Source organism: Microbacterium sp. 22179, from assembly GCF_052045715.1.
GTDB classification, from domain to species: domain Bacteria; phylum Actinomycetota; class Actinomycetes; order Actinomycetales; family Microbacteriaceae; genus Microbacterium; species Microbacterium galbinum.
Genome location: NZ_JBQEPJ010000003.1, coordinates 81,821 through 104,821 on the forward strand (window position 1 = coordinate 81,821; position 23,001 = coordinate 104,821).

Sequence of the window (23,001 nt, forward strand, 5' to 3'; positions counted from 1 at the left end):
CGCACGGGACCGCATTCAGTACAGGTTCCGGTAGGCGCCGGCCATCGCGTCGTCGATCACGTCGCCGACCGAGGGATCGAAGCCCGACATGCTCGCCCAGATCGTGCCCGAGGTCGGCACCTCCTCGGCGAGGTCCTGCATCTCGGCGTCCCAGAGACCCGCCCGCACGAGCGCCCGCCCGCAGTGCAGGTACACCTGCTCGGTGCGCACGACGATCGCGAGATCGGGAACCGCATGGTCCTGCTCGAGCATCGCCAGCAGCGAGGGGTCGTTCGTGACGGTCGCGGTGCCGTTGATGCGGAGCGTCTCGGTCATGCCCGGCACGAAGCACAGCAGTCCGATGTGTCCGTTGTCGATGATGTTGGTCATCGAGTCGGCGATCTTGTTGCCGAGCCGGTCGGGGATCACCAGCGTGCGCGGATCGAGCGCCCGCACGAAACCGGGATAGTCACCGCGCGGCGAGCTGTCGCAGTTGCCCGCGGCATCCGCGGTCGCCAGGCTGCAGAACGGCGAGTGCGCGAGGAAGGTCAGGCAGTTCTCGTCGAGGAAGTTCGTGATCTTCTGCGTGGTCGGCGCCTCGGGTTCGCCGAGCGTCGACCTGAGGTAGGCCAGATCGACGGAGGGGAAGTCGAAGCTCTCCATCCCTCCAGGCTAGCCAGGCGGATGCCGGTCGTCACCGTCGCGACGCCACAGCGTCACCCCCACCGGCTGTGCTGAGCGCCCACCCCGGCGGACGAGACGGGTGGGCGCTCATCGCGGCTCGTCCTCCGCGGAGGACGGATGCGCCGCGGGCACTCAACCGCCGATGAAGCCCTCGGCCGAGACATCGAAGCCCTCGGCCTCGCACGCTTCCCGCAGTTCGGTGCCGGCCGTGTTCCACGCGTCGGACTCGATACCCGTCGACCCGCCACCTCCGGGCGCGACAGCCGGCGCCGACTCCTTGAGAGCGGTCAGGGACTCCGAGATCGGCCCCTCCCCCGACGCCGGCACGCGATCGAGCACACGCGTCGCGAGCCCGTACCATCCCGACTTCTCCTGCTCGGTCATCCGCCCGTCGTGCACCGCTGCACCGACGTTGTGCATGATCGTCATGACGTCGCCGAAGCCCGCACACGAGTCTTCGTCGGTGCCGGCGGCGGTCTCGGCCACCGGAGCAGCGGACGTGGTCGGAGCAGCCGACGCGTCATCCGACGAGGCGTCGGCGGCGGCGCACCCGCCCGTGACGAGAACGGTCAGGACGGCGCCGGCGGCGAGGGCAGCACGAAGCGGCATTCGAGAATGGGTCATGGGCAGAGGGTAATCGAACGGCGGTCGCGACGTCGCGAGTTATCCACAGTCGGCTCCGCCCACCCCGGCGGACGAGCCGGGCCTCAGTCGCCGAAGGCGGCCAGCAGTTCCGAGAACCGATCGAGGTCTTCGGCCGACCAGCGGCTCAGCCGCTCGGCGAGGCGCGCCTCGTAGCGGGAGCGGGCGAGCGCGACCCGCTCCTGCGCGAGATCGGTGGCGACCAGCACACGGGCCCGGCGATCGTCGGGGTCGGGAACGCTCTCGACCAGTCCCAGCTGCTCGAGCTGGCGCACGTGCCGACTGACCGCCGACTTGTCGGTCTGCAGGCGCTCGATGATCGCGCCGGCCGAGGTCGCCTTGCCCGTCGCGATCGACGTGAGCACCTGGTAGCCGAGGGGCTGCAGATCCGGATGCACGGTGGTCGCCGCCTCGCGCCAGCTCACCCGGATGCGCGCGAAAAGCCGACCCAGCTCGTGCTCGACGCGCGAGACCGCCTGATCGATGTCGACGCTGCCGGGCTGCGCCGCGGGCTGCGCGGCGGACTGCGCGGCGGGCGCGCCCTCGCGGGCGGGTTCGTCGGTCGAGGCGCTCATGATCGCCAGCCTAACGGCGGCGCACGACGAAGCCCCGCCGTCGACCGCCCGGCGGGGCTTCGTGCGTCAGACCTCCGACAGCAGCCGGAAGACCTTGGATGCCGCGTGGATCTCCTCGGGTGTGAGCTCGGCGACCACCGCGCGCAGCCGCACACCGTGGTCGCGGCGCAGCTCGGCGAGCGCCGCACAGGCCGACGGCGTCGCCGTCAGCACCCGCAGGCGCCCGTCGCGCTCGTCGGGGCGGGACTCGATCAGACCGAGATCTTCGAGCATCCGCACCTGGCGGCTCACCACCGACTTGTCCATCTCGAACCGCTCCGCCAACTCGTGCGCGCTGACGGAGCCGGCTCGATCGATGAAGGTCAGCAGCTTGTAGCCGCCCACCTGCAGTTCGGGCGAGATGCGGGCGGCGGACTCCCGCCACAGCGTCCGCGTGCGGGCGAAGATGAGGTTGAGGTGCGTCTGCAGGTCACCCAGCGCGGTCTCCGCGTCGGGCGATGCGACGGCATCCGAGCCGATCATCTCAGCCCCTCGACTCCCGGCCGTCGCGTTCGAGAACGGTCGTCACCGAACCGGTCGACGGAGCAGACGGAGAGGAGGGAGAAGCGGATGCCGTGCCCGCGATGCGGATCGCACCGGTCGACATCGTCGCACCGACCTCGGCCTCGGAGACCTCGAGCACCGACTCCTCGGCCTGCTCGCGCAGCTGCTCCGCGGCATTCTTGGTCGACAGCGGCTTGTTCTTGAGGAACGCGATCGCGATGACGGCGATGACCGCGAGCGGGATGGCGATGATGAAGGCATCCGCGATGCCGTGGCCGTAGGCCCCCTCGACGATCGCGCGGATCGTGTCGGGCAGCTGACCGACCTTCGGCACGTCACCCGAGGCGAGGTGCTGCAACGCGTCGATCTCGTCCTGCGTCGACGGCACGAAGTCCTTCAGCGAGTCGGTCATGTACCCGGCGACGCTCGTCGAGAGCAGCGAGCCCATGACGGTGACGCCGATGGTGCCGGCGATCGTGCGGAAGAAGTTCACGTTCGACGAGGCCGCACCCAGCTGCTGCGGGGCGGTGTCGTTCTGCACGATGAGCGTGAGGTTCTGCATGACCATGCCGAGACCCGCGCCGAGCACGAACATGTACACGGCCACCAGCGGGAACGGGGTGTCGTAGCGCAGCGTCGACATCAGGCTCACGCCGATCGTGGTGAGCACGGAGCCCGTGAGCATCCATCCCTTCCACTTGCCGAAGCGGCTGACGAGCTGGCCGATGATGATCGACGCACCCATCTGGCCGATGATCATCGGGATCGTCATGAGACCCGATTCGGTCGGCGTGGCGCCACGGGCCAGCTGGAAGTACTGCGCGAGGAACACCGAGGTGGCGAACATGGACACGCCGATCGCGATCGACGCGATGACCGAGAGCGTGAAGGTGCGGTTGCGGAAGAGCGACATCGGCACGATCGGTTCCTTGACGAAGAACTCGACGGTGATGAACGCGGCGATCGCGACGCCGGCGATGACGGCGAGCATGATGCTCGTCGACGAGTCCCACTCGAACTGGCTGCCGCCCATCGAGACCCAGATGAGGAGGGTCGAGACGCCGACCGCGAGCAGCACGATGCCGAAGTAGTCGATCGAGACCTTGCTGTCGCGCTGCGGCTTGGGCAGGTGCAGCGTGAACTGCAGGAGCACGAGGGCGAGGAGGGCGAACGGCACGCCGACGAAGAAGTTCGAGCGCCAGCCCCACACGTCGGTGAGGAGCCCGCCGAGCAGCGGGCCGCCGATGGTGCCGAGGGCCATGATGCCGCCGACGACGCCCATGTACTTGCCGCGCTCACGCGGCGAGATGATGAGGGCGACCGCGATCATGACGAGCGACATGAGGCCACCGACGCCGATGCCCTGGATGACGCGCACCGCGATGAGCATGTTCGTGTCGGTCGAGAATCCGGCGATCACGGTGCCGGCCGTGAAGAGGATGAGCGAGATCTGCACGAGGATCTTGCGGTCGACGAGGTCGGCCAGCTTGCCCCAGATCGGGGTGGAGACGGCGGTGGCGAGCAGGCTCGCGGTGATGACCCAGGTGTACTGGGACTGCGTGCCGCCGAGGTCGGCGATGATGACCGGCATCGAGGTCGACACGACGGTGCCCGAGAGCACGGCGACGAACATGCCGACGACGAGCCCGGAGATCGCGGTGAAGACCTCGCGCGGTGAGCGCACGGTGTCGTGCGCGGGTGAAGAGATGGTTGTCACAGGGGAACGCTCCAGCGTAGAAAGTTGATAAGTGTCAACCATACGCCGTTAGTTGCAAAAGTGCAACTGTTGACGGGATGCAACCACCCGCCCTGCGATCTACCCCGCGGCCACCCCCAGGATCCGCTGCAGGGTGTCGGCGGTGACCCGACGCCGTACCGGGCCGTCCTCCACGGCGAGCTCCGCGATCGTCGTGCGTCCGCACCCCGTCGCGGCCGCGATCCGCCGCAGCGACCAGCCGCGCGAGCGCAGGTCGCGGATACGCGCGGCCGCCGCCCCGGAGTCGAGGGTCTCGGCCCGCGGCGCGACTCCGGCCGCTCGGGCGAGGCTGCGTCGATGCTCGGCCCGCGCCTCGGCGCACGAGACGCCGTCATCGCCGCGCGGGCACAGGCGCCTGTCACGGCACCCCATGAAGTAACCGTTCGGGGTGCCGTGATCGATCGGCGCCCCCTCCCCCGCCGCCCGGCGCGAGACGTAGTCGTGCACGTAGCGACGACGCGACTCTGCGCAGGTCACCGCGCCCAGACGCCGGTTCGGGCACGACTGCGGGTCGCGGCATCCGCGGGCATAGCCCCAGGGCGTGCCGTGCACCTCGCGCACACCGCCCGGCGAGACGACGACCTCGTCGACGTCGCCCGAGCGCGGCACGGGCTGATCGAGCGGCATCCGCGCCAGCCGGTAGTCGCCGCGCCGCCGCAGCGCCGCTTCGGCGCACGTGAGGATGTCGGAGTCGGGCCCCCTCGGGCACATCGCCCGGGTGCGGCATCCCGCTTCGTAACCGGCGACGCTGCCGTGCGGCGCCGACACCCAGACCGCGCGCCCGCTCATGACCGTCGGGCGGCCGGTTCGGCTCGGAGCACCCGTTCTGCCGCACCGATGATCTCGTCGACGCTGCGCCGCGCGTCGATCGCGAAACCGTTCTCATCGCCCGCGAGCGGCTCGAGGGTGTCGAGCTGCGAGTCGAGGAGCGCGAGCGGCATGAAGTGCTCGGAGCGCACCAGCATCCGCTGGGCGAGCACGCGCTTGGTGGTCTCGAGGTGCAGGAAGAACACCTCGGGCGCGTGCGCTCGCAGCACGTCGCGGTAGGCGACCTTGAGCGCGGAGCAGGCGATCACGAGCCCCGGCACGCGATGCCGGGCGATCTCCTCGCCGACGGCGTCGAGCCAGGGGGCGCGATCCTCATCTGTGAGCGGGATGCCCTGGGACATCTTCTCGACGTTGGCAGACGGATGCAGGTCGTCGGCGTCTCCGAACGGCAGCCGCAGCCGGTCGGCCAGGGCGGCACCGACGGTCGACTTGCCGGAGCCGGCGACGCCCATCACCACGATGAGCGGACGGGAGGCGGTCAACACGGTCATCACGCCTTCCCGAACTGCAGCAGCACCTTGCTCGACACCGTCGGATCGGCGGCGGTCGCGAAGGCGTCGGCGGCGGAGCGCCAGCGCTTGACGTGGCTGATCACGGGCGCGATGCGCAGCGTGCCGTCGGCGAGCGCCGCGATCACCTCGTCGATCTCGTCGTTGAAGCGGAAGGAGCCGAGGAGGTCGAGCTCGTGGGCGATCGCGAGCGCGACCTGCACGGGCTGCGGACCGCTGGGCAACAGCCCCACCATCGCGACCACGCCGCCACGGGCGGCCCCGCGGATCGCGGTGTCGAGTCCCTGCGGACTGCCGGACGACTCGATCACCACGTCGGCGTCGATCGCCGCGACATCGGCGGCATCGGGCTGCTGCAGCACGACATCGGCCCCGAGCTCCCGAGCGATGCGCAACGGGCGCTCGTGCAGATCGACGGCGGTGATGTGCCGCGCGCCTCGGGCCCGGAGCACCGCGACCGCGAGCAGTCCGATCGGCCCGCATCCGACGACGAGCGCCGAGAGGTCGGAGACGTCGCCGATCCGGTTGACGGCGTGCCAGGCGACGCTGGCGGGCTCGATGAGCGCCGCCTCCTGCAGGTCGATCCCCTCGGGGAGGGTGCGCAGCATCCGCGTGGGCATCGCGACCCGGTGCGCGAACGCGCCGTCGCGGTGCGGGAAGCGCGCGGCCGAGCCGAGGTACCCGCCGCCCGCGATGTTGGGGCGGTCGATCGGATGCCGGACGTGCTCCTGCGCCGGAGTCGCGGGATGCACGGCGACGCGCGCACCCTCCCACGGGCCGCTGCCGTCGGCGGCGGCCCGCCGGACCACGCCGACCACCTCGTGCCCGAGCACCATCGGCGCGCGCAGGATCGACTCCCCCGCGGCTCCGTGCTTCCAGTAGTGCAGGTCGGACCCGCAGATGCCGCCATAGACGATGTCGATCACGGCCTCGTCGGGGGCGGGCACGGGCTCGGCGATCGGGTCGATGCGCAGGTCGCCGGCCTCGTGGATCACGACGGCGTGGAGCGCGGCGGCCATCAGACGACCGCCGTCATTCCGCCGTCGACGAAGACGACCTGGCCCGACACGAAGCGCGAGGCGTCCGACGAGAGCCACACCACGGCACCGCCGATGTCCTCCGGCTCGCCCCAGCGCCCGACCGGGGTGCGTCCGAGCACCCAGGAGTTGAACGCGGGGTCGTCGACGAGCGCCTGCGTGAGCTCGGTGCGGATGTACCCGGGGGCCACGCCGTTGACGCGCACGCCGCTGCCCGCCCACTCCGCCGTCATCGCCTTGGTGAGGTTGCGCAGCCCGCCCTTCGCGGCGGTGTACGCCCCGATCGTCGGGCGGGCGAGGTCGGTCTGCACCGAGCAGATGTTGACGATCGCACCGCTCCCCCGCGCCACCATCGCACGGGCGGCCGTGCGCCCGACGAGGAAGGCGCTGGTGAGGTCGGTGCGGATGACGCGCTCCCAGTTCTCGAGGCTCACCTCCAGCAGCGGCTCCCGGTGCTGCAGGCCCGCGTTGTTGACGAGGATGTCGAGGGGGCCGGCGGCCTCGATCCCGCGGATGCCGTCGATCACGGCCTCCTCGGCGGTGACGTCGAAGACCGCCGTGGAGACGGCATCCGCTCCGAAGTCCCGGGCGAGGGCGTCCGCCGTCTCGCCCACCGTGGAGGTGTCGCGCCCGTGCACGACGACGTGGGCGCCGGCCTCGAGCAGCGAGCGCGCGATCGCGAGCCCGATTCCGCGGCTGGAACCGGTGACCAGGGCACGACGCCCGGTGAGGTCGAAGGGGGTGCTCATGGATGCTCCGTCCCGATCAGTAGAACTCGATGGTGTCGACGACGTTGCGCTGTGGCGTGCCGTCGAGGAGGCGGGTGGCGTTGTCGGCGAACAGCTCGGCGATGCGCCCGTCTTCTCGGGCGTCGAGCGCCGCGGTGTGCGGGCTCACCAGCACGTCGGGGTGCGACCACAGGGGGCTGTCCGACGGCAACGGCTCGACCTCGAACACGTCGAGCGCGGCGAAACCCACGGTTCCGGCGTCGAGCGCCTCGAGCAGGGCGGCCTCGTCGATCACCGTGCCGCGTCCGACGTTGACGAGCGTCGCGCCCGGGCGGAGCGCGGCGAAGAAGTCGCGGCCGACGAGGTGGTGCGTGGCATCGGTGCCGGGCAGGGTCGCCACGACCGCGTCGACCTCGGGCAGCACCTCGGCGACGTCGTCCGGGTGGATGACGCGCGAGACACCCGGAACGGATGCCCCGCTGCGCGAGGTGCCGATGACCGTGGTGCCGAGGGCGGCGAGCTGGCGTGCGACGGCCTGCCCGATGCCGCCGAGACCGAGCACGAGCACCGTCTGGTCGGCGACCTGCGACATGACCCAGCGGCCGCTCCACTCGCGCTCGCGCTGCTGGCGCTGCAGCCGGGGCAGGTGCTTGGCCCCGGCGAAGACGCCGAACACCGCGAACTCGGCGAGCGCATCGCCGTGCACACCGGCCGAGGTCGTGAAGGTCACCCGCCGCAGCTCGTCGTCGGTGAGCTGCGCGGCGCGCACCTGACCGCCACCACCGGCGGCCATCGTGTGCACCCAGCGCAGTGCCGGGTTGGCGCGCACCGTGCGGGCGAGGGCGGCGGGGTCGACGTCGGGGATGCCGTACAGCGCCTCGGCCGAGTCGATCAGCGCCTCGTAGGCGGCCTGCTGCTCGGGCGTGCGACGGAACGACGGGTCGCCGGAGAAGTCGGCGGGATGCCGCATTGGCGGCAGCAGCGTCTGATCGACGACGAGGTCGATGCGAGGCTCGCGGGCGACCAGCAGGTCGCACAGTTCGGGGGCGAGGGGCGCGGCGACGACGACGCGCAGGCGGTCGCTGGCCGTGGCGTCGCTCATCGCAGCGCCGCCACGGCTTCGGCGATCTTCTCGACCGCGGCGGTGATGGTGCCGAGGTCGGTCGCGAACGAGATGCGGAAGAAGGGCGAGCTGCCGTAGGCGGAACCCTGGATCACGGCGACGCCGGCCTGATCGAGCAGGTAGAACGTCACGTCCTGGTCGTCGGCGAGCACCTTTCCCTCGGAGGTGGTGCGGCCGATGAGTCCCGCGCAGTCGACGTAGAGGTAGAACGCGCCGTCGGGCACGAGCGGGGTGAGTCCGTCGATCGCGCGGAGACCCGCCACGGCGACGTCGCGACGCTCGCGGTACACCGGCACCGACTCGGCGATGAAGTCCTGCGGACCCTCGAGCGCGGCGGCCGCGGCGGCCTGGCTGATCGACGACGGGCACGAGGAGGTCTGCGACTGCAGCGTGTTGATGGCACCGACGAGGGCGGGGTCGCCCGCCGCATAGCCGAGGCGCCAGCCCGTCATCGCATACGACTTCGAGACGCCCGACACCACGAGCACGCGGTGGCGCAGGTCGGGGGCGACCGCGGCGAGGCTCGGGGCGGGGGTGCCCGTGAACGAGATCTCGCTGTAGATCTCGTCGGAGAGCACCGACACCGCGGGATGGCGGCGCAGCACCTCGGCGAGGGCCGACAGCTCCTCCTCGGTGTGGATCGCGCCGCTCGGGTTGCCCGGGCTGTTCAGGATCAGCCAGGTCGTGCGGTCGGTGATCGCTGCCTCGAGCTGCGCGGCCGTGACCTTGTAGCCGTTCTCGGCCGACGTCGGCACGATCACGGGGGTTCCCTCGTTCGCGCGCACCATGTCGGGGTACGACACCCAGTACGGCGCGGGGATGAGCACCTCGTCGCCGGCATCCACCGTCGCCATGAGCGCGAGGAAGATGACCTGCTTGCCTCCGCCGCCGACCGTGATCTCGGCATCCGAGTACTCGATGCCGTGCGTGCGCTGCAGCGCACCGCGGATCGCCCGGCGTAGCCGGGGCGTCCCGTTCACGGGCGTGTACTTGGTCTCGCCGGCCTCGATGGCCGCGATCGCGGCCTGCTTGATGTGCGCGGGGGTGTCGAAGTCGGGCTCGCCGACGGTGAGGTCGAGGATGCTGCGCCCCTGACCCTTCAGCTCGCGCACGCGTGCCGCGGCCGCCGTGCTGGGCGAGGGCTTGATGCGTCCGAGGCGCTCGGCGGCGCGGAACGACGACGCGGGGGTCTCGGTGCTGGCGGTCACGATGCGTCCTCGATGTCCGAGGTGAGGCCCTTGGCCTTGAGCACCGCGGTGAGGTTGCACAGCTCGATGGTCGTGCCGCCGGCCCAGTACTTCGTGATGAGCTCGGCCTCGTGCGCGTCGCGCGCCGCCGACAGCTCGGCCGCCTCGCGCACCTCTTCGCGGCGCACGACGACGATGCCGTCGGCGTCGCCCTTGACGATGTCGCCGGGGCGGATCAGCTCGCCCGCGAAGACGACGGGCTGGTTGAGCGCCCCGAGGGTCTCCTTGACCGTGCCCTTGATCGAGACGCTGCCCGAGAAGACGGGCAGGCCCAGCTCGCGCAGCTCCTGCGTGTCGCGTACACCGGCGTCGGTCACCAGCGCCGCGATGCCCTTGGCCTTGCAGGCGTTGCCGAGCACATCGCCGAACATGCCGGCCTCGGCGAACTCGCCCGCCGAGACGATGAGCACGTCGCCGGGCTGCGCGTAGTGGATGGCGACCTGCAGCATGAGGTTGTCGCGCGGGGCGCAGACGACCGTGAACGCCGAGCCGACGAACGACATGTCTCGGTCGATGGGCGTGATGTTCGAGTTCAGTGCGCCGCGGCGGCCCTGGGCCTCGTGGATGGTCGCGGCGGTGAATTCGCCCAGACGGGCGATGTCGGATGCCTCGGCGCGCTCGATCTTGGTGGTGACGTGAACCATGGTGTCGTTCCTCTTTACTCTGCGTTCTCGTTTACTCGGCGCTCGCGGCGGTCGCTGCGGACTGCACGAGCTCGGCGTCGCGGCGGTCGAAGGTGAGTCCTCCGGGCACCTGGAAGGTGGGCATGAGCTCGATGAGCCCGATGTTCACGTGCGAGGGGGCGTCGACCGCGTAGTCGATGGCCGCGACGATGTCGTCGACCGTGAGCGACTCGAAGCCCTCGTAGTAGGTCGCCCAGGCGGCGGCATCTGTCTCGGGCGTGCCGCCCAGGTTGCGCGAGAAGATCTCGGTCTCGATGCGGCCCGGGCTCAGCTCGGTGACGCGCACCCGCTTGCCGAGGGCGTCGTTGCGCAGCTGGCGCGACAGCTGGTGCACGGCGGCCTTGGTCGCGTGATAGGCCGTGTGGCCGAAGAAGTTGTAGTGCCCGGCGATCGACGAGATGTTGAGCACGTGGCCGCGGTCGCGCTCGACCATGCCCGGGTAGAGCAGGCGCAGGATCTGCATGACCGCCGTGAGGTTGACCTCGACGAGGTCGTCGAGGTCGTCGGCCGAGGCGTCGAGGATGTTGCCCGCGCGGCTGACGCCGGCGCTGTTGAGCACGATGTCGGCTTCGACCCCGTCGAGCGCACGCGTGAGGGCGGCGGTGTCGCGCACGTCGAGCGCGTGGGTGATCACGCCCTTCTCGGCGAGGGCCGCCAGCCTCTGCTCGTCGCGGGCGATCGCGTGCACGGTGAGACCCTTCGCGAGGAAGAGGTCGATCGCGCCGCGGCCCACGCCGCTCGTCGCGCCGGTGACGACGGCGGTGCGGTAGTCGGAGAAAGTCATAGGAGGGTCCTTCCGGTGGTGGCTGTGGAGAGGGCGTCCAGCGCGTCGAAGACGGAGCGGACGCGAAGGCGGAGCGCTTCGAGCTCGACGAGCTCGGCGCGGGCACGGGCCGCGGCATCGGATGCCGAGAGCCGCCGGAAGCGGAGGTGCTGCCCCGGGCGCACCTGGGCGAGCACATCGAGCGAGCCGGAGGTGACGACCGCGAGCACCGGGTACCCGGCGGTGACGCCCCGCCCGCGGTGCAGCACGAGCAGTTCGTCGCCCGGCGGAACCTCGACCGCCCCCACGGGAACGCCGCGCGAGAGCACCTCGCCGTGCGTCCGCCGCTCGGGCAGCGGCCCGGTCATGCGCAGTCCGATGTGGTTGCTCTTCGGGGTGACCAGATAGGGCTGGGCGAACAGTCGGTCGGCGGTACCCGCGAAGTCGTCGAGGTCGGGGCCGTCGGTGACGTCGACGATGAAGCCCGTGGGCAGTCGCGGCACGTCGAGGTCGTAGAGCTCGGCCGTGAAGTGCGCGTTGAAGACCGGTGCCGTGGCGGTGCGCAGCGCGATCCGCTCGCCGACCACGAGGCGCCCGCCGAAGCCGAGCACCGAGTCGGGAGCGCAGCTGCCGAGCAGCTGCGGCACGTCGAACGACCCGCGCACCGCGAGGTAGGAGCGCAACCCGCCCTGGATCTGCCGCAGGGCGATCGCCTCGCCCGCGCGCACCGAGACCGGCTGGTTCGCGGGCCGGCCGACGCCGTCGACGGTGAGGTGCCCGTCGGCGCCCGAGACCGCGATGAGGATGTCGATGTCGGCGACGAACTCGGCGTCGAGGGCGGTGATCTCGAGCACCGGGGCGGCCTCGGGGTTGCCGACGAGGATGTTCGCGATCCGGGCCGAGCGCTGATCGAGGGCGCCGTTGACCGGCACCCCGAAGCGGGGACCCCGGCGACGGCCGAGGTCGGTCACCTGGGTGGATCCGGCCTCGATGACCGTCAGCGCCCCGGCCTTCACCGCATGCGCGTTCCCCGCCCCGGCGTTCACAGCGCCACCATCCGGGTGCCGAGCAGGGCGTCGTACTCCGCCTGATCGATCGCGCGGAAGCGGATCAGGTCGCCGGGCTCGTAGGGCACGAACGGTTCGGCCGCGAGGTCGAGCACGACGAGCGGCGTGCGCCCGATGAGCGGCCAGCCGCCGGGGGCCGCGGCCGGGGTGATCGTCGCCTGGCGTCCGGCGACCGACACCACGCCCTGCGGCACGTGCGCCCGCGGGCTCGCGAGACGCGGAACGGGCAGGGGGAACGGCGGGCCGTCGAGCATGGGCGAGCCGCCGGGAGCACCGAGGCAGCGCACCACGTACGTCGGTTCGGAGTGCAGGCGGATGACGTCGGCGACGCTGAGGCCCTGGGCATCGGCGACGGTGCGGAGGTCGAGCTCGCCGTCGGTGTCGTAGAGCACCGGCACGTCGAAGGTGCGCGGGCTGTCGGTGAGCGGGCGGTCGTGATCGAGGCTGTCGACCACGTGCGCGAGGTACTCGCCGAGGCGCTCGAGCGACACCTCGGCGGGATCGATCTCGATCAGCGCCGCGTCGTAGGTGGGGATGACGCACTCGACGCCGGGCACGTGGGCCGCGTCGACGAAACGGGCCAGGTGGTGCACGAGGCGCCAGCCCGCTTCGCGGTCGGCGAGGGTGCTGGCGACGCGCAGCGCGGAGTTGCCGCTGGGCGAGATGACGACGGATGCCGATGACATGGGGGCGCTCACTCCAGCCAGTCCGCGAGCGGGGCGATCTCGACGCCCGCCGATTCGAGGCCCGCGCGGATCTGACGGGCGAGCTCCACCGCGCCGTCGGTGTCTCCGTGCACGAGCACCGTGTCGCAGGCGACGGGGATGAGCACGCCGTTACGGCTCTCGATCACGCCGTCGACGACCATCCGCACGGTGCGCCGACGGATCTCCTCGGCGTCGTGGATCACGGCGCCCGGCTCGGTGCGGCGCACCAGGGTGCCGTCGTCCTCGTAGGCGCGGTCGGCGATGCCGACGATGCCCACGCGCAGACCCGCGGCCCGGGCGGCGTCGGCGAGCTTGCCGTCCTGGGCGAGCACGATGAGCTCGGGGTCGAGGCGCGCGGCGGCGGTGGCGACGGCATCCGCGTAGTCCTCGCGCACCGCGACGAGGTTGCCGAGCCGGCCGTGCGGGGCGAGATGGGTGACCTGTGTGCCGTGGAAGGCGGCGATCGCCTGCAGCGCACCGAACTGGTAGAGCACGTCGGTGCGCACCTCGTCGGCCGTGAGGCCCATGTCGCGACGCCCGAAGCCCTGCAGATCCGGGAAGGAGGGGTGGGCGCCGATGCCGACGCCGCGCTGCACGCAGGCGCGGACGGTCTCGTCCATGATCTGCGAGTCGCCGGCGTGGAAGCCGCACGCGATGTTGGCCGAGGTGAGCACGTCGAGGAGGGCGGCGTCGTCGCCCATCCGCCACGGGCCGAAGCCCTCACCCAGGTCAGCGACCAGGTCGATCCTGCGGGTCATCGCCAGCTCCTCTCGTCGTCGATTCCGCCGTCGGGAAAAGGCTAGGACGGTCGGCACCGGAGGGTGCAGGATCGTGCCGCTTCCGTGCCGGATACCTCGCTCGAATCCCGTGATTATCGGGCATCCGGTTCGGTCGATTGGCAAAATCCGTGCCAGCAATGGGTACCGATCACGACGCCGCTTAGCTACCATCGAGCCATGGCCGTTCCCGCCCGCCGCGTGCAGCGCCGCGTCACCCTCACCGAGATCGCCGAGGCGCTCGGCGTCGCCCCCTCGACGGTCTCGCGCGCCCTCTCAAACCCCAACCGCGTGAGCCCGGCGATGTACGAGCGCATCACCAGCAAGGCGCAGGAGATGGGCTACACCTCGGCGCTCCTGCCCGCCGCCGAGAACCGCCTCGCGCGCGGCACGATCGCGCTCGTGCTCCCGAACCTCACCAACCCGTTCAACCTCGACGTGACCCGGGGCGCTCAGGCGCAGATCCGGGCGGCGAGCTACCTGCACCTGCTCGTCAGCACCGAGGAGTCGTTGCCGATGGAGGAGCAGTGGCTGCGCGAGCTCGCCCGCACCGTCGACGGCATCGTCGTGTCATCGCCGCGCATCGATGACGAGGCCCTGCGCGCGGTCGCGCAGATCGCGCCGACCGTGGTGATCAACCGCCAGTCCCCCGGGCTCTCCGGCGTCGTGATCGACACCCCCGCCGGCCTCGCGCAGGCGGTGCACTACCTGCACTCGCTCGGACACACCCGCATCGCCTACGTGCGCGGCCCGCACGGCTCCTGGACCGACGGCACGCGCTTCGACGCGATCACGGCTGCCGCCGAGGAGGACGGCGTCGACCTCGTCGCCGTCGGCCGCTACCACGTGACCCTCGCGAACGGGGCGGCCGCAGCGGATGCCGTCGTGCTCACCCGCGCGACCGCCTGCATCTTCTTCAACGATGTGCTCGCGATCGGGGCGCTCGACCGGTTCCGCCAGCTCGGCGTCTCGATCCCCGACGACCTCAGCGTGGTCGGCTGCGACGACATCTTCGGCTCGTCGTTCTCGCACCCGCCGCTGACCACCGTCACGTCGCCGGGTGAGAGCGCCGGTCGCGCCGCGGTCGACATGCTGATCGGCCGCTTCGCGACCCGCGATCGCTCCGACCGCATCGACCACATCTCGGCGCACCTCACGGTGCGGGCATCCACCGGCCCCCGCAAGGCCTGACGCCCGCTCCCTCCCCCTCCGCCTTCTCTCCGCGAGGGGTCAAGACACGCCCTGAACGGATGCCGCGTTGCGGCGTGTCCTGACCCCTCACGGCTTCCCGGTGAGCACGAAGGGCCCGGGATGCCGAAGCATCCCGGGCCCTCGAGGCATCCGTCGTCAGGGGACGAGGATCGACGCGGTGACCGCGTCCTTCTCCTTCTGGGTCTGCTGCACGTCGTCGACCTCGTCGAGCGAGTAGCGACGGGTCTCCTTCGCGGTGAGCGCCGCGATCACGGCGATCGCCATGAGTCCCAGTCCGAGGAGGGCCGGTCCGAACCAGTTCTGCAGGTCTTCTCCGGCGAGCGCCGTGGAGGCCACCGGGCCGATGGCACCGGCGATCGCGAAGCCGATCTGCGTGCCGACCGCGAGACCCGAGACGCGAACGCGGTTCGGGAACATCTCGGCGAAGAACGCGGGCCACGCGGCGTTGGCCGTGGAGTAGAAGAACCCGTTGCAGAGGATGCCGAGGGTGAAGATCAGCGGCCAGTTGCCCTCGCTGATCGCCCACAGGTACGGCATGGTCGTGACGCCGGCGCCCACGGCTCCGATGATGAAGACCGTCTTACGGCCGATGAGGTCGGAGATGTACCCGGCGAACGGCGTGTAGAGCAGGGCGAGCAGGCTGGCGAGCACGGGCACCCACAGCATGGTCGACTTGTCGAGGCCGTATCCGGTGGTCGCGAAGGCGACCGAGAACGTGGCGAACAGGTAGCTGACGCCGGCGATCATGGCGCAGGCGGCGACGCGGATGATCGTGCGCCAGTGGAAGCGCAGCACCTGCTTGATCGGCGGCAGCTGCGCCTTGATCGCCTGGGTCTCGACGAACGACGGCGGCTCTTCGAGGTTGCGGCGGATGAGGTACGCGACCACGACGACGACGGCCGAGAGCCAGAACGGGATGCGCCAGGCCCAGCCGAGCAGGTCTTCGGTCGGCAGCGCCGCGAAGGGGATGAAGACGGCGGTCGCGAGCAGGCCACCCGAGGCGGAACCGCTCGTGACGAAGCTCGTCGTGAAGCCGCGGCGGTTGTCGGACGCGTGCTCGAGGCTCATCGAGATCGCGCTGGCCTGCTCGCCCGAGACCGACAGGCCCTGGATGATGCGGATGACCACCAGCAGGATCGGGGCGAGGACGCCGATCTGCTCGAAGGTCGGCAGGCAGCCGATGATGAACGTGCAGATGCCGATGCCGAACAGCGTCAGCATCATGACGAACTTACGGCCGAAGCGGTCGCCGAGCGGGCCGAGGATGAAGGCGCCGAGCGGGCGGACCACGTAGCCGACCGCGAGCGTCATCATGCTGAGCAGCACGCGCACACCCTCGGGGAGCTCAGGGGGGAAGAACAGCTGATTGAGCACGAGCGCTGCGGCCGTGCCGTAGACGGCGAAGTCGTAGTACTCCAGGGTCGTACCGACCCAGGAAGCGATGGCCGCCTTCGCGGGCGTCTTCTTGGGAATTGCAGTATTCGTCATTTCGCCTCCATTGGCGGACTCTCAACAGGTACCACGATCGAGCGTCAGGCGCCGATGTCGGGGGTGCGCGGGTCCGCTAGCTGATTCATGGGCGGCGCTTTCGCTCGCTTGAGGGAACTGTATGGATCGCCGATCCGACAAGACAAGCGATGTGCCACAGATGTGCCACGCGTTCCTTGTGATACCGCGCTTTTTCGATGGGTGCGTCATGTGATCGTCACGAACTTGCCACGAGATTTGCCAAGGATTGCCCGCTCTCAACCCCGCGTCAGAGGCGGCCGCGGGAGCCGAGACGTTACGCTCCAACCGCTACAGCCGACGGGGAGGGTCGCTTCATGAACGCAGCACCGGGATGGTACGACGCGGGCACGCCGGGGCGTGTGCGCTGGTGGGACGGCACGCAGTGGACGGCGCACGAGGCGGATGCTCCGGCTGCCGTCGCGGCATCCGCACCGTCCGTCGGGCCGACGTCGGCGACCTCTGCCGGCCCCCTGCCCGGCTGGTACGTCACTCCCGCGGGCCCCGCCCGCTGGTGGGACGGGACGAAGTGGACGGCCCTGCGTACGAAGAAGGACGGCTCGCACGGCGCCGACTGGGCGAACACCGAGCAGCCCGCCTTCGCCTGGGCGATCGGCGCGATCTTCGCCGGACTCGGCGCCGTACAGCTCTCGCTCGGGCTCTCGGCGCCGAGCGCCTCCTTCGGAGGGTTCCCGACGCTGCTCCTCGCCATGTTGTGGTTCGCGATCGCGATCCAGACGAGCGCGGTGCTGCGCATCCCCGCGCCGACGAGCGCACCGCTCGTGCTCGACGTCTTCCGTCCGCTCCCGGGCGAACAGGAGGGAGCGGGGGCCGGCTGGTACCCGATCTCCGGCACCACTTCGCGCTGGTGGACGGGCGCCCGCTGGAGCTACTACACGCATACACGGTTCGGCATCCGCCCCACCTTCCACGCCCCGCAGGCACGGGCGGCCCTGCGCTGGCTCGGCATCGGGGTGTTCGCCCTCGCCGCAATCGCCCTCGCCATCGGCGTCTTCTTCATCATCGTCGGAGTGAACAACCCGGCCGACTACACGTCGTCCGTCATCGGATGGGTCACCGCGGTCGGAAGCGTGATCTTCGCGCTCCTCGGAGTCGTGGTGCTCGCCATGACGAACCACCAGACCCGCCTTCTCTTCCCGCCGAGCGATCCGCCGCGGATCTGACGTCGGAGGCGGGCCGGGTCACGCCTCCGACGCGGACAGCTCGTCGCGGAGCAGCGCCGCCCCCGCGCTGAGCGCGCTGAGCTTGCCGAGGGCGACGTCGCGCGGCAGGGGCGCCATGCCGCAGTTCGTGCTCGGCACGAGCTTGTCGGCGTCGACGAACGCGAGCGCGTCGCGCAGCGTGTCGGCGACCTGCTCGGGCGTCTCGACCGTCGTGCTCGACACGTCGATCGCGCCGAGCATGACCTTCTTGCCGCGGATGAGCTCGATGAGGTCGAGCGGCACGTGCGAGTTCGCCCGCTCGAGCGACACCGTGTCGATGATCGACTGCTGCAGCAGCGGGAACGACTCCTCGTACTGGCGCCACTCCGATCCGAGCGTGGCCTTCCAGTCGTTGTTGGCCTTGATGCCGTAGCCGTAGCAGATGTGCACGACGGTCTCGGCGCGCAGTCCCTCGGCGGCCCGCTCGAGCGTCGCGACGCCCCAGTCCTTAAGCTCGTCGAAGAACACGTTGAAGGCGGGCTCGTCGAACTGGATGACGTCGACGCCGGCGGCCTCGAGCTCCCGCGCCTCCTGGTTGAGGATCGTCGCGAACTCCCAGGCCAGCTTCTCGCGGCTCCGGTAGTGGCGGTCCGAGAGCGTGTCGATCATCGTCATCGGGCCGGGCAGGGCCCACTTGATCGGCTGATCGGTCTGCTGGCGGAGGAAGCGCGCGTCGTCGACGAACACCGGCTTCTCGCGGCTCACGGCGCCGACGACGGTCGGCACGCTCGCGTCGTAGCGATCGCGGATGCGGACCGTCTCGCGCTGATCGAAGTCGACGCCGCTGAGGTGCTCGATGAACGTCGTGACGAAGTGCTGGCGGGTCTGCTCGCCGTCGCTGATCACGTCGATGCCGCGTCGGGCCTGTTCCTGCACGGCGCTGCGCAGGGCGTCCTGCTTGCCCTCGGCCAGGGCATCGCCCTCGAGCTTCCAGGGCGACCAGAGGGTTTCGGGCTGCGCGAGCCAGGAGGGCTTCGGAAGGCTGCCGACGATCGAGGTGGGGAGAAGCGTGTTCATATCGGGTGATGCTCCGCGGCTCACGCGGCCGCAACCGGGTAGCCGGCGGCCCACTGGGCGAGCACCTCGCCATGCGGCTTCATGAAGTGCTCCTCGGTGTGCTTGCCCTGCGCGAGCGCGAGCTGGCTGCGTTCCTCGCGGTCGTAGGCGATCTGCGTCGACGAGTAGTCGTTCTGACCGAGGCTCGGCCGGTAGATGCTGGCCGCCGCCGAGTTCGCGTTGTAGATCTCGGGACGGTAGATCTTCTGGAACGTCTCCATGGTCGCGATGGTGCCGCTCAACTGAAGGTTCGTGTAGTCGTTCAGCAGGTCGCCCTCGAAGTAGAACGCCAGCGGCGCCACGCTTCCGGGAGGCATGAAGTACCGCACCTGCAGACCCATCCGCCCGAAGTACTCGTCGGTCAGGGAGTGGTCGTCCTGCAGGTACTCGACGCCGAGCACCGGGTGGTGGTTCTCGGAGCGGCGGTACTCCTTGCTCGTCGAGACGCTGATGCAGATGACCGGGGAGGTCGTGAAGCGCTCCCGGTAGGCATCCGAGGCGAGGAAGCGGCGGAAGAGCTTGCCGTGCAGACCGCCGAAGTCGTCGGGCAGCGTGAACGTGCCCGCCGCCTCGGTCACGGCCGGCAGCAGCACGCTGAAGTCGTAGTCGCGCACGTAGGACGAGAAGTTGTTGCCCACGATCCCGTGGTGGCGGCGGCCGGTGAGGCGATCGACGATCTGGATGTCGAGCACCTCGAGCAGCGGGAACCGCTGGTCCTCTCCCTCGGCCTCGAACTCCAGCCCAGCCGAGATGATCTCGAGCTCGAGCGTGTAGCGGTCGCGGGCCGGGTTGTCCCAGTGGGCGAGGTCGTTGAACCGTCGGTCGATCATCGTGAGCGCGTTGCGCAGGTTCTGCTGACGGTGCTCGCCGCGCGCGAGGTTCGCGAAGTTCGTCGTGATGCGCGAGTCTTCCGACGGCGAGTAGTCCTCGTCGAAGCGCGTGGTGGTGATGTGGAACGTGAAGTCGTTCGCCATGGGAGGCCCATCTGCTGGATGATCGGCCGAGAGGCCGGGGAAGTCTGTAGCTCCATCGTGCAACCAGACACCGGTTATCAGGTAACTTGCCTGGCCTATGCATCCATATAGGCTCTCCCTATGGCTCGCTCGTCCAGCGGAATCACCCTCCAGCAGCTCCAGTACTTCGTCGAGGTCGCGGCGGAGGGCTCGATCAGTGCGGCCGCCGACCTGCTCTACGTCTCGCAGCCCACCATGTCGGCCGCGATGAAAGACCTCGAGTCGCGGGCGGGGCGCACGCTCCTGCTGCGATCGGCGCGCGGCGTGACGCTCACCACCGACGGCGCGGAGTTCCTCGGTTACGCACGGCAGGTCACCGAGCAGGTGGAACTGCTCGAGCAGCGCTACCTCGGCCGGCCGCCGTCCAGGCGCCTGCTCGGCGTCTCGGCGCAGCACTACTCGTTCGTGATCGACGCGTTCGTGCGGATGGTCAAGACCAGCGGCGCCGCGGAGTACGAGTTCTCACTGCGCGAGACGCGCACGTGGGACATCATCGAAGACGTCCGCACGCTGCGCAGCGAGATCGGCATCCTGTATCGCAACGACTTCAACCGCAGCGTCATCGACAAGCTGCTGCGCGACTCGGGGCTCGCGTTCCGCCCGCTCTTCCTCGCCGACCCGCACATCTTCATCTCGCGCAAGAACCCGCTGGCCGCCCGCGAGCGCGTCACGCTCGACGACCTCGCCGGGTTCCCGCGGCTCACCTTCGACCAGGGCGCGAACAACTCGTTCTACTTCGCGGAGGAGATCCTCTCCACCCTGTCGACCCCGCAGGAGATCCGCGTCTCGGATCGCGCCACCATCTTCAACCTCATGATCGGCCTCGACGGCTACACGATCTCGACCGGAATCATCAGCGACGACCTCGACCCCTCCATCGCCGCGATCCCGCTCGACGTCGACGAGCGCATCGAGATCGGATGGATCGGCCACTCGGCCATCCCGCTCACCGAACAGGCGCAGCGGTATCTCGAAGAGCTGCGGGCCGTGGTCTCGGACTTCGGGGTGGAGTTGATCGACTGATCTTCCTGATCGGCGTCACGATCGACCGCCGCGGCGGTATAAAAGGTAAGTCGTCAAAGACCCGTCCGGCGCTCCCCGCCGGGCCTCTGCGGGCCCCATCCCGGCAGGGAAATCCCTCCCATCGAAAGGGGGAGCGGCGGCGCCGCTCCCCCTTTCGTCTTTCTGTGATGCATTCGACCGATCCGCGTCACGAACTGCGACAACGCGGGTTCCTATAGTGACGGTTCTGCCGTCGCGGTCTCCCCAGATCGCGCCCGGTGTCCTCCCCGTCACCGGGCACGCGGGGAGGAGCGCACCCCTCGCGCTCCTCCCCGTTCTTCCCTGCGGCCACTGCCCCGTACGGCAGCTGGCGGTCAGAACGACGGCGACGAGCGCCGTCGAGCACGGGCAACCACCGTCAACGCGTGCTGCGCGGCGTTGTACCCGCACATGCCGTGTACCCCCGGACCCGGCGGCGTCGCTGCAGAGCAGAGGTACACACCGGGGATGCCGACGTCGTAGGGCGAGAGGGGTACTGCGGCTCCGAACAAGAGCTGCCAGACGTTCTTCGCTCCGGTGAGGATGTCGCCGCCGACGAAGTTGGCGTTCGCACCCGCGAGGGCCTGTGGAGCATGGCTGCGTTGCGCCACGATCCGCTGCCGGAACCCCGGGGCGAATCGCTCGATCTGCTGGATGATCAGCTCCGTCGCATCACCCGTGTAGTCGTGAGGGACGTGCGCATACGCATAGACGGGCGCCAGTTCTCCGCTGCGGCGGCCCGGGTCGGCCACATCCTGCTGGCCCACGAGCACGAATGGACGATCCGGCATCCGGCCACGGGCGATCTGGCGTTCCGCGCGTGCGATCTCGGATGCTGAACCGCCGACGTGCACCGTTCCAGCGCGCGAGACCGCCGCATGCTCCCAGGGCACCCCGCCATCGACGACGAAATCGACTTTGAAAGCAGACGGCCCGCTGCGGAAGCGGCGGAGGCGCTTTCTCCTGCGGAGAGGGAGGGCGCTCCCGACGATGCCCTCCACCTGCTCGGGGTGGACATCGAGCAGGAGCAGATCGTGAGGGGGCAGGTCCGCGCGATCGCGCACCCTGCATCCGCTGATGAATCTCACGCCCCTCGATCGAAGCGAGGCGACGATCCCATCGGTGAGCCTCGACGTACCTCCCACGACGACGGGCCATCCGACGCCATGCGCCGCCGTCAGCAACGCTGCAGCGACCGCACCGGAGAACGGGCGGGAGAAAGGCTGGAATGCATGCGCCGCGACCCCCGCGTACAGAGCTCCGGCGGCTTCCGTGCGCAGGAGGCGCGCGATCACGCTGGGCGGAGTTGCCGCCACCAGGCCGAACCGGGCGAACAGAAACGGATGCTTCGGCACATGCATGGGCGGCGCGAACAGATCCTGTACGAGGTCGTCGAATCTGCGTGACGGGTGGCCGAACATGCGGCGCCATGCGCCACCGCCGCGGCCGAGGTCGTGTGCGGTCATCTCCACCGACTGATAGAGAAACGCCGCCCCTCCGCCCTCGAGCGGATGGGCGCACTCGATGGGCGCGCGCGCCCACCTCACCTCCGGAGCGATCTCCGCGAGCGACGGCGATACCAGAGCCAGCGGATGCACTGCCGCACAGTGATCCTGCACTGTTCCGGCGATCAGTGGCTCGGATGCCTGTGCTCCGCCACCCAGAACGTCGTTCGCCTCGTAAACGGTCACGTCATAGCCGGCGGCATTGAGCACGTGCGCCGCTGCGAGCCCGTTCGGTCCACTGCCGACCACGATGGCGACACCTTCCGTTGCCGTAGCCATTCGACTGCGCCCTTCTGAGAGTGAAAGAGAGGTAGGGCGGGAACCCGAGAGTTCCCGCCCTACCGTGGGATGGTGCGAGGGGATTACTCCGCCTCGACCTCCCGGTTCTTGCGACGCCCGAGCACCGCAGCCAGCAGGCCGAGCACGGTCAGTGCGGTTGCACCGATACCGATCCCCATGGCCGTCGCTGCGTCGCCACCGGTGATCGCGAGCGAGCCGTCGGACTTGCTCGAACCACCGTTGCTCGACGACTGCGAGGACGGGTTCTCGTCGCTACCGGCCGAAGCCGACGCGTTCGAGTCCGAGCTCGCGGACGCTTCGGTGTTCACAGCCGGGTCAGCCTTCGCCGAAGCGGAAGCCGATGCGGAAGCCGATGCGGAAGCCGACGCGGCAGCGTTCACGTTCGCGGACGGGTCCGCCGATGCGTCAGCATCGGTGGTCGCGTTGAACTCGACAGATGCGTCCACAGACGAGTCCGCGGTTGCGGCGGCCTGGGCAGCGGTCGAAGCATCGGCGTTT

At 70.0% G+C, this 23,001-nt stretch carries 23 protein-coding genes and 1 pseudogene; 4 read left to right on the plus strand and 20 right to left on the minus strand.

Annotation, left to right across the window (positions count from 1 at the left end; genetic code table 11):
- Positions 1–15 precede the first annotated feature (15 nt).
- The 16 genes from ACTJKK_RS08105 to ACTJKK_RS08180 form a co-directional block, all read right to left on the minus strand.
- Positions 16–642: an MSMEG_1061 family FMN-dependent PPOX-type flavoprotein gene (locus ACTJKK_RS08105; protein WP_247624599.1), complete on the minus strand. Its 627-nt coding sequence runs from the start codon at positions 640–642 to the stop codon at positions 16–18.
- A 153-nt stretch (positions 643–795) separates the two neighbouring features.
- Positions 796–1,287 carry a hypothetical protein gene (locus tag ACTJKK_RS08110; RefSeq protein WP_440747595.1) on the minus strand — a complete coding sequence of 164 codons (492 nt, stop codon included), beginning with the start codon at positions 1,285–1,287 and terminating at the stop codon, positions 796–798.
- 83 nt (positions 1,288–1,370) lie between these two features.
- Positions 1,371–1,880, minus strand: coding sequence for a MarR family winged helix-turn-helix transcriptional regulator (locus ACTJKK_RS08115; RefSeq protein WP_440747596.1), 510 nt, complete (start codon positions 1,878–1,880; stop codon positions 1,371–1,373).
- 66 nt (positions 1,881–1,946) lie between these two features.
- Positions 1,947–2,402 (minus strand): MarR family winged helix-turn-helix transcriptional regulator, encoded by a 456-nt coding sequence (locus tag ACTJKK_RS08120; RefSeq protein WP_247624597.1) that lies wholly within the window; start codon positions 2,400–2,402, stop codon positions 1,947–1,949.
- A gap of 1 nt (position 2,403) precedes the next feature.
- Entirely contained in the window at positions 2,404–4,182 is a 1,779-nt protein-coding gene (locus ACTJKK_RS08125; protein WP_281731264.1) for a DHA2 family efflux MFS transporter permease subunit, read from the minus strand.
- A gap of 57 nt (positions 4,183–4,239) precedes the next feature.
- On the minus strand, positions 4,240–4,968 hold the full coding sequence (locus tag ACTJKK_RS08130; protein ID WP_440747597.1) for a hypothetical protein: 729 nt from the start codon (positions 4,966–4,968) through the stop codon (positions 4,240–4,242).
- A complete protein-coding gene (locus ACTJKK_RS08135) occupies positions 4,965–5,498 on the minus strand; it encodes a gluconokinase (protein ID WP_440747598.1) in 534 nt (177 codons plus the stop codon). Before ACTJKK_RS08135 ends, ACTJKK_RS08130 begins: the two co-directional genes overlap by 4 nt.
- Complete coding sequence (locus ACTJKK_RS08140) at positions 5,498–6,535, minus strand: zinc-binding dehydrogenase (RefSeq protein ID WP_440747599.1); 1,038 nt, start codon at positions 6,533–6,535, stop codon at positions 5,498–5,500. The genes ACTJKK_RS08135 and ACTJKK_RS08140 overlap by 1 nt, the downstream gene beginning before the upstream one ends.
- Positions 6,535–7,302 carry a glucose 1-dehydrogenase gene (locus tag ACTJKK_RS08145; RefSeq protein ID WP_336641798.1) on the minus strand — a complete coding sequence of 256 codons (768 nt, stop codon included), beginning with the start codon at positions 7,300–7,302 and terminating at the stop codon, positions 6,535–6,537. Before ACTJKK_RS08145 ends, ACTJKK_RS08140 begins: the two co-directional genes overlap by 1 nt.
- A gap of 16 nt (positions 7,303–7,318) precedes the next feature.
- Positions 7,319–8,383: a D-2-hydroxyacid dehydrogenase gene (locus ACTJKK_RS08150; protein ID WP_247624591.1), complete on the minus strand. Its 1,065-nt coding sequence runs from the start codon at positions 8,381–8,383 to the stop codon at positions 7,319–7,321.
- Positions 8,380–9,612 (minus strand): aspartate transaminase, encoded by a 1,233-nt coding sequence (locus tag ACTJKK_RS08155; RefSeq protein ID WP_440747600.1) that lies wholly within the window; start codon positions 9,610–9,612, stop codon positions 8,380–8,382. Before ACTJKK_RS08155 ends, ACTJKK_RS08150 begins: the two co-directional genes overlap by 4 nt.
- The gene (locus ACTJKK_RS08160) at positions 9,609–10,295 is read right to left on the minus strand and encodes a 4-carboxy-4-hydroxy-2-oxoadipate aldolase/oxaloacetate decarboxylase (RefSeq protein WP_440747601.1); all 687 of its coding nucleotides are present in this window, start codon (positions 10,293–10,295) and stop codon (positions 9,609–9,611) included. Before ACTJKK_RS08160 ends, ACTJKK_RS08155 begins: the two co-directional genes overlap by 4 nt.
- Positions 10,296–10,326: 31 nt before the next feature.
- Positions 10,327–11,118, minus strand: a complete 792-nt coding sequence (locus ACTJKK_RS08165; protein ID WP_247956862.1) for an SDR family oxidoreductase — start codon at positions 11,116–11,118, stop codon at positions 10,327–10,329.
- On the minus strand, positions 11,115–12,143 hold the full coding sequence (locus ACTJKK_RS08170; protein WP_440747602.1) for a biotin-dependent carboxyltransferase family protein: 1,029 nt from the start codon (positions 12,141–12,143) through the stop codon (positions 11,115–11,117). Before ACTJKK_RS08170 ends, ACTJKK_RS08165 begins: the two co-directional genes overlap by 4 nt.
- A complete protein-coding gene (locus ACTJKK_RS08175) occupies positions 12,140–12,862 on the minus strand; it encodes a 5-oxoprolinase subunit B family protein (RefSeq protein ID WP_440747603.1) in 723 nt (240 codons plus the stop codon). The genes ACTJKK_RS08170 and ACTJKK_RS08175 overlap by 4 nt, the downstream gene beginning before the upstream one ends.
- The gene (locus ACTJKK_RS08180; protein WP_336641794.1) at positions 12,859–13,629 is read right to left on the minus strand and encodes a LamB/YcsF family protein; all 771 of its coding nucleotides are present in this window, start codon (positions 13,627–13,629) and stop codon (positions 12,859–12,861) included. Before ACTJKK_RS08180 ends, ACTJKK_RS08175 begins: the two co-directional genes overlap by 4 nt.
- Before the next feature lie 198 nt (positions 13,630–13,827).
- On the opposite strand from ACTJKK_RS08180, the gene ACTJKK_RS08185 reads away from it, so the two are divergent.
- Positions 13,828–14,838 carry a LacI family DNA-binding transcriptional regulator gene (locus ACTJKK_RS08185; protein ID WP_247633888.1) on the plus strand — a complete coding sequence of 337 codons (1,011 nt, stop codon included), beginning with the start codon at positions 13,828–13,830 and terminating at the stop codon, positions 14,836–14,838.
- A 156-nt stretch (positions 14,839–14,994) separates the two neighbouring features.
- On the opposite strand, the gene ACTJKK_RS08190 is transcribed toward ACTJKK_RS08185, so the two are convergent.
- Positions 14,995–16,347 (minus strand): MFS transporter, encoded by a 1,353-nt coding sequence (locus tag ACTJKK_RS08190; protein ID WP_247624583.1) that lies wholly within the window; start codon positions 16,345–16,347, stop codon positions 14,995–14,997.
- A 335-nt stretch (positions 16,348–16,682) separates the two neighbouring features.
- Between ACTJKK_RS08190 and ACTJKK_RS08195 the strand changes: the two genes are divergently transcribed.
- Positions 16,683–17,549 (plus strand): DUF2510 domain-containing protein, encoded by an 867-nt coding sequence (locus ACTJKK_RS08195; protein WP_440747604.1) that lies wholly within the window; start codon positions 16,683–16,685, stop codon positions 17,547–17,549.
- An 18-nt stretch (positions 17,550–17,567) separates the two neighbouring features.
- Here ACTJKK_RS08195 and ACTJKK_RS08200 read toward each other — a convergent pair whose 3' ends face one another.
- Positions 17,568–18,605 carry a methionine synthase gene (locus ACTJKK_RS08200; RefSeq protein ID WP_440747605.1) on the minus strand — a complete coding sequence of 346 codons (1,038 nt, stop codon included), beginning with the start codon at positions 18,603–18,605 and terminating at the stop codon, positions 17,568–17,570.
- Between the two features lie 20 nt (positions 18,606–18,625).
- The gene (locus tag ACTJKK_RS08205) at positions 18,626–19,618 is read right to left on the minus strand and encodes a putative oxygenase MesX (protein WP_247633884.1); all 993 of its coding nucleotides are present in this window, start codon (positions 19,616–19,618) and stop codon (positions 18,626–18,628) included.
- Positions 19,619–19,738: 120 nt separating this feature from the next.
- On the opposite strand from ACTJKK_RS08205, the gene ACTJKK_RS08210 reads away from it, so the two are divergent.
- A complete protein-coding gene (locus ACTJKK_RS08210) occupies positions 19,739–20,680 on the plus strand; it encodes a LysR family transcriptional regulator (protein WP_440747606.1) in 942 nt (313 codons plus the stop codon).
- Positions 20,681–21,033: 353 nt separating this feature from the next.
- Here the strand turns inward: ACTJKK_RS08210 and ACTJKK_RS08215 are convergent, their stop codons facing one another.
- Positions 21,034–22,482 carry a phytoene desaturase family protein gene (locus ACTJKK_RS08215; RefSeq protein ID WP_440747607.1) on the minus strand — a complete coding sequence of 483 codons (1,449 nt, stop codon included), beginning with the start codon at positions 22,480–22,482 and terminating at the stop codon, positions 21,034–21,036.
- Positions 22,483–22,659: 177 nt separating this feature from the next.
- On the opposite strand from ACTJKK_RS08215, the pseudogene ACTJKK_RS08220 reads away from it, so the two are divergent.
- Positions 22,660–23,001 (plus strand): annotated as a pseudogene (locus ACTJKK_RS08220) (hypothetical protein); the annotation flags it as partial.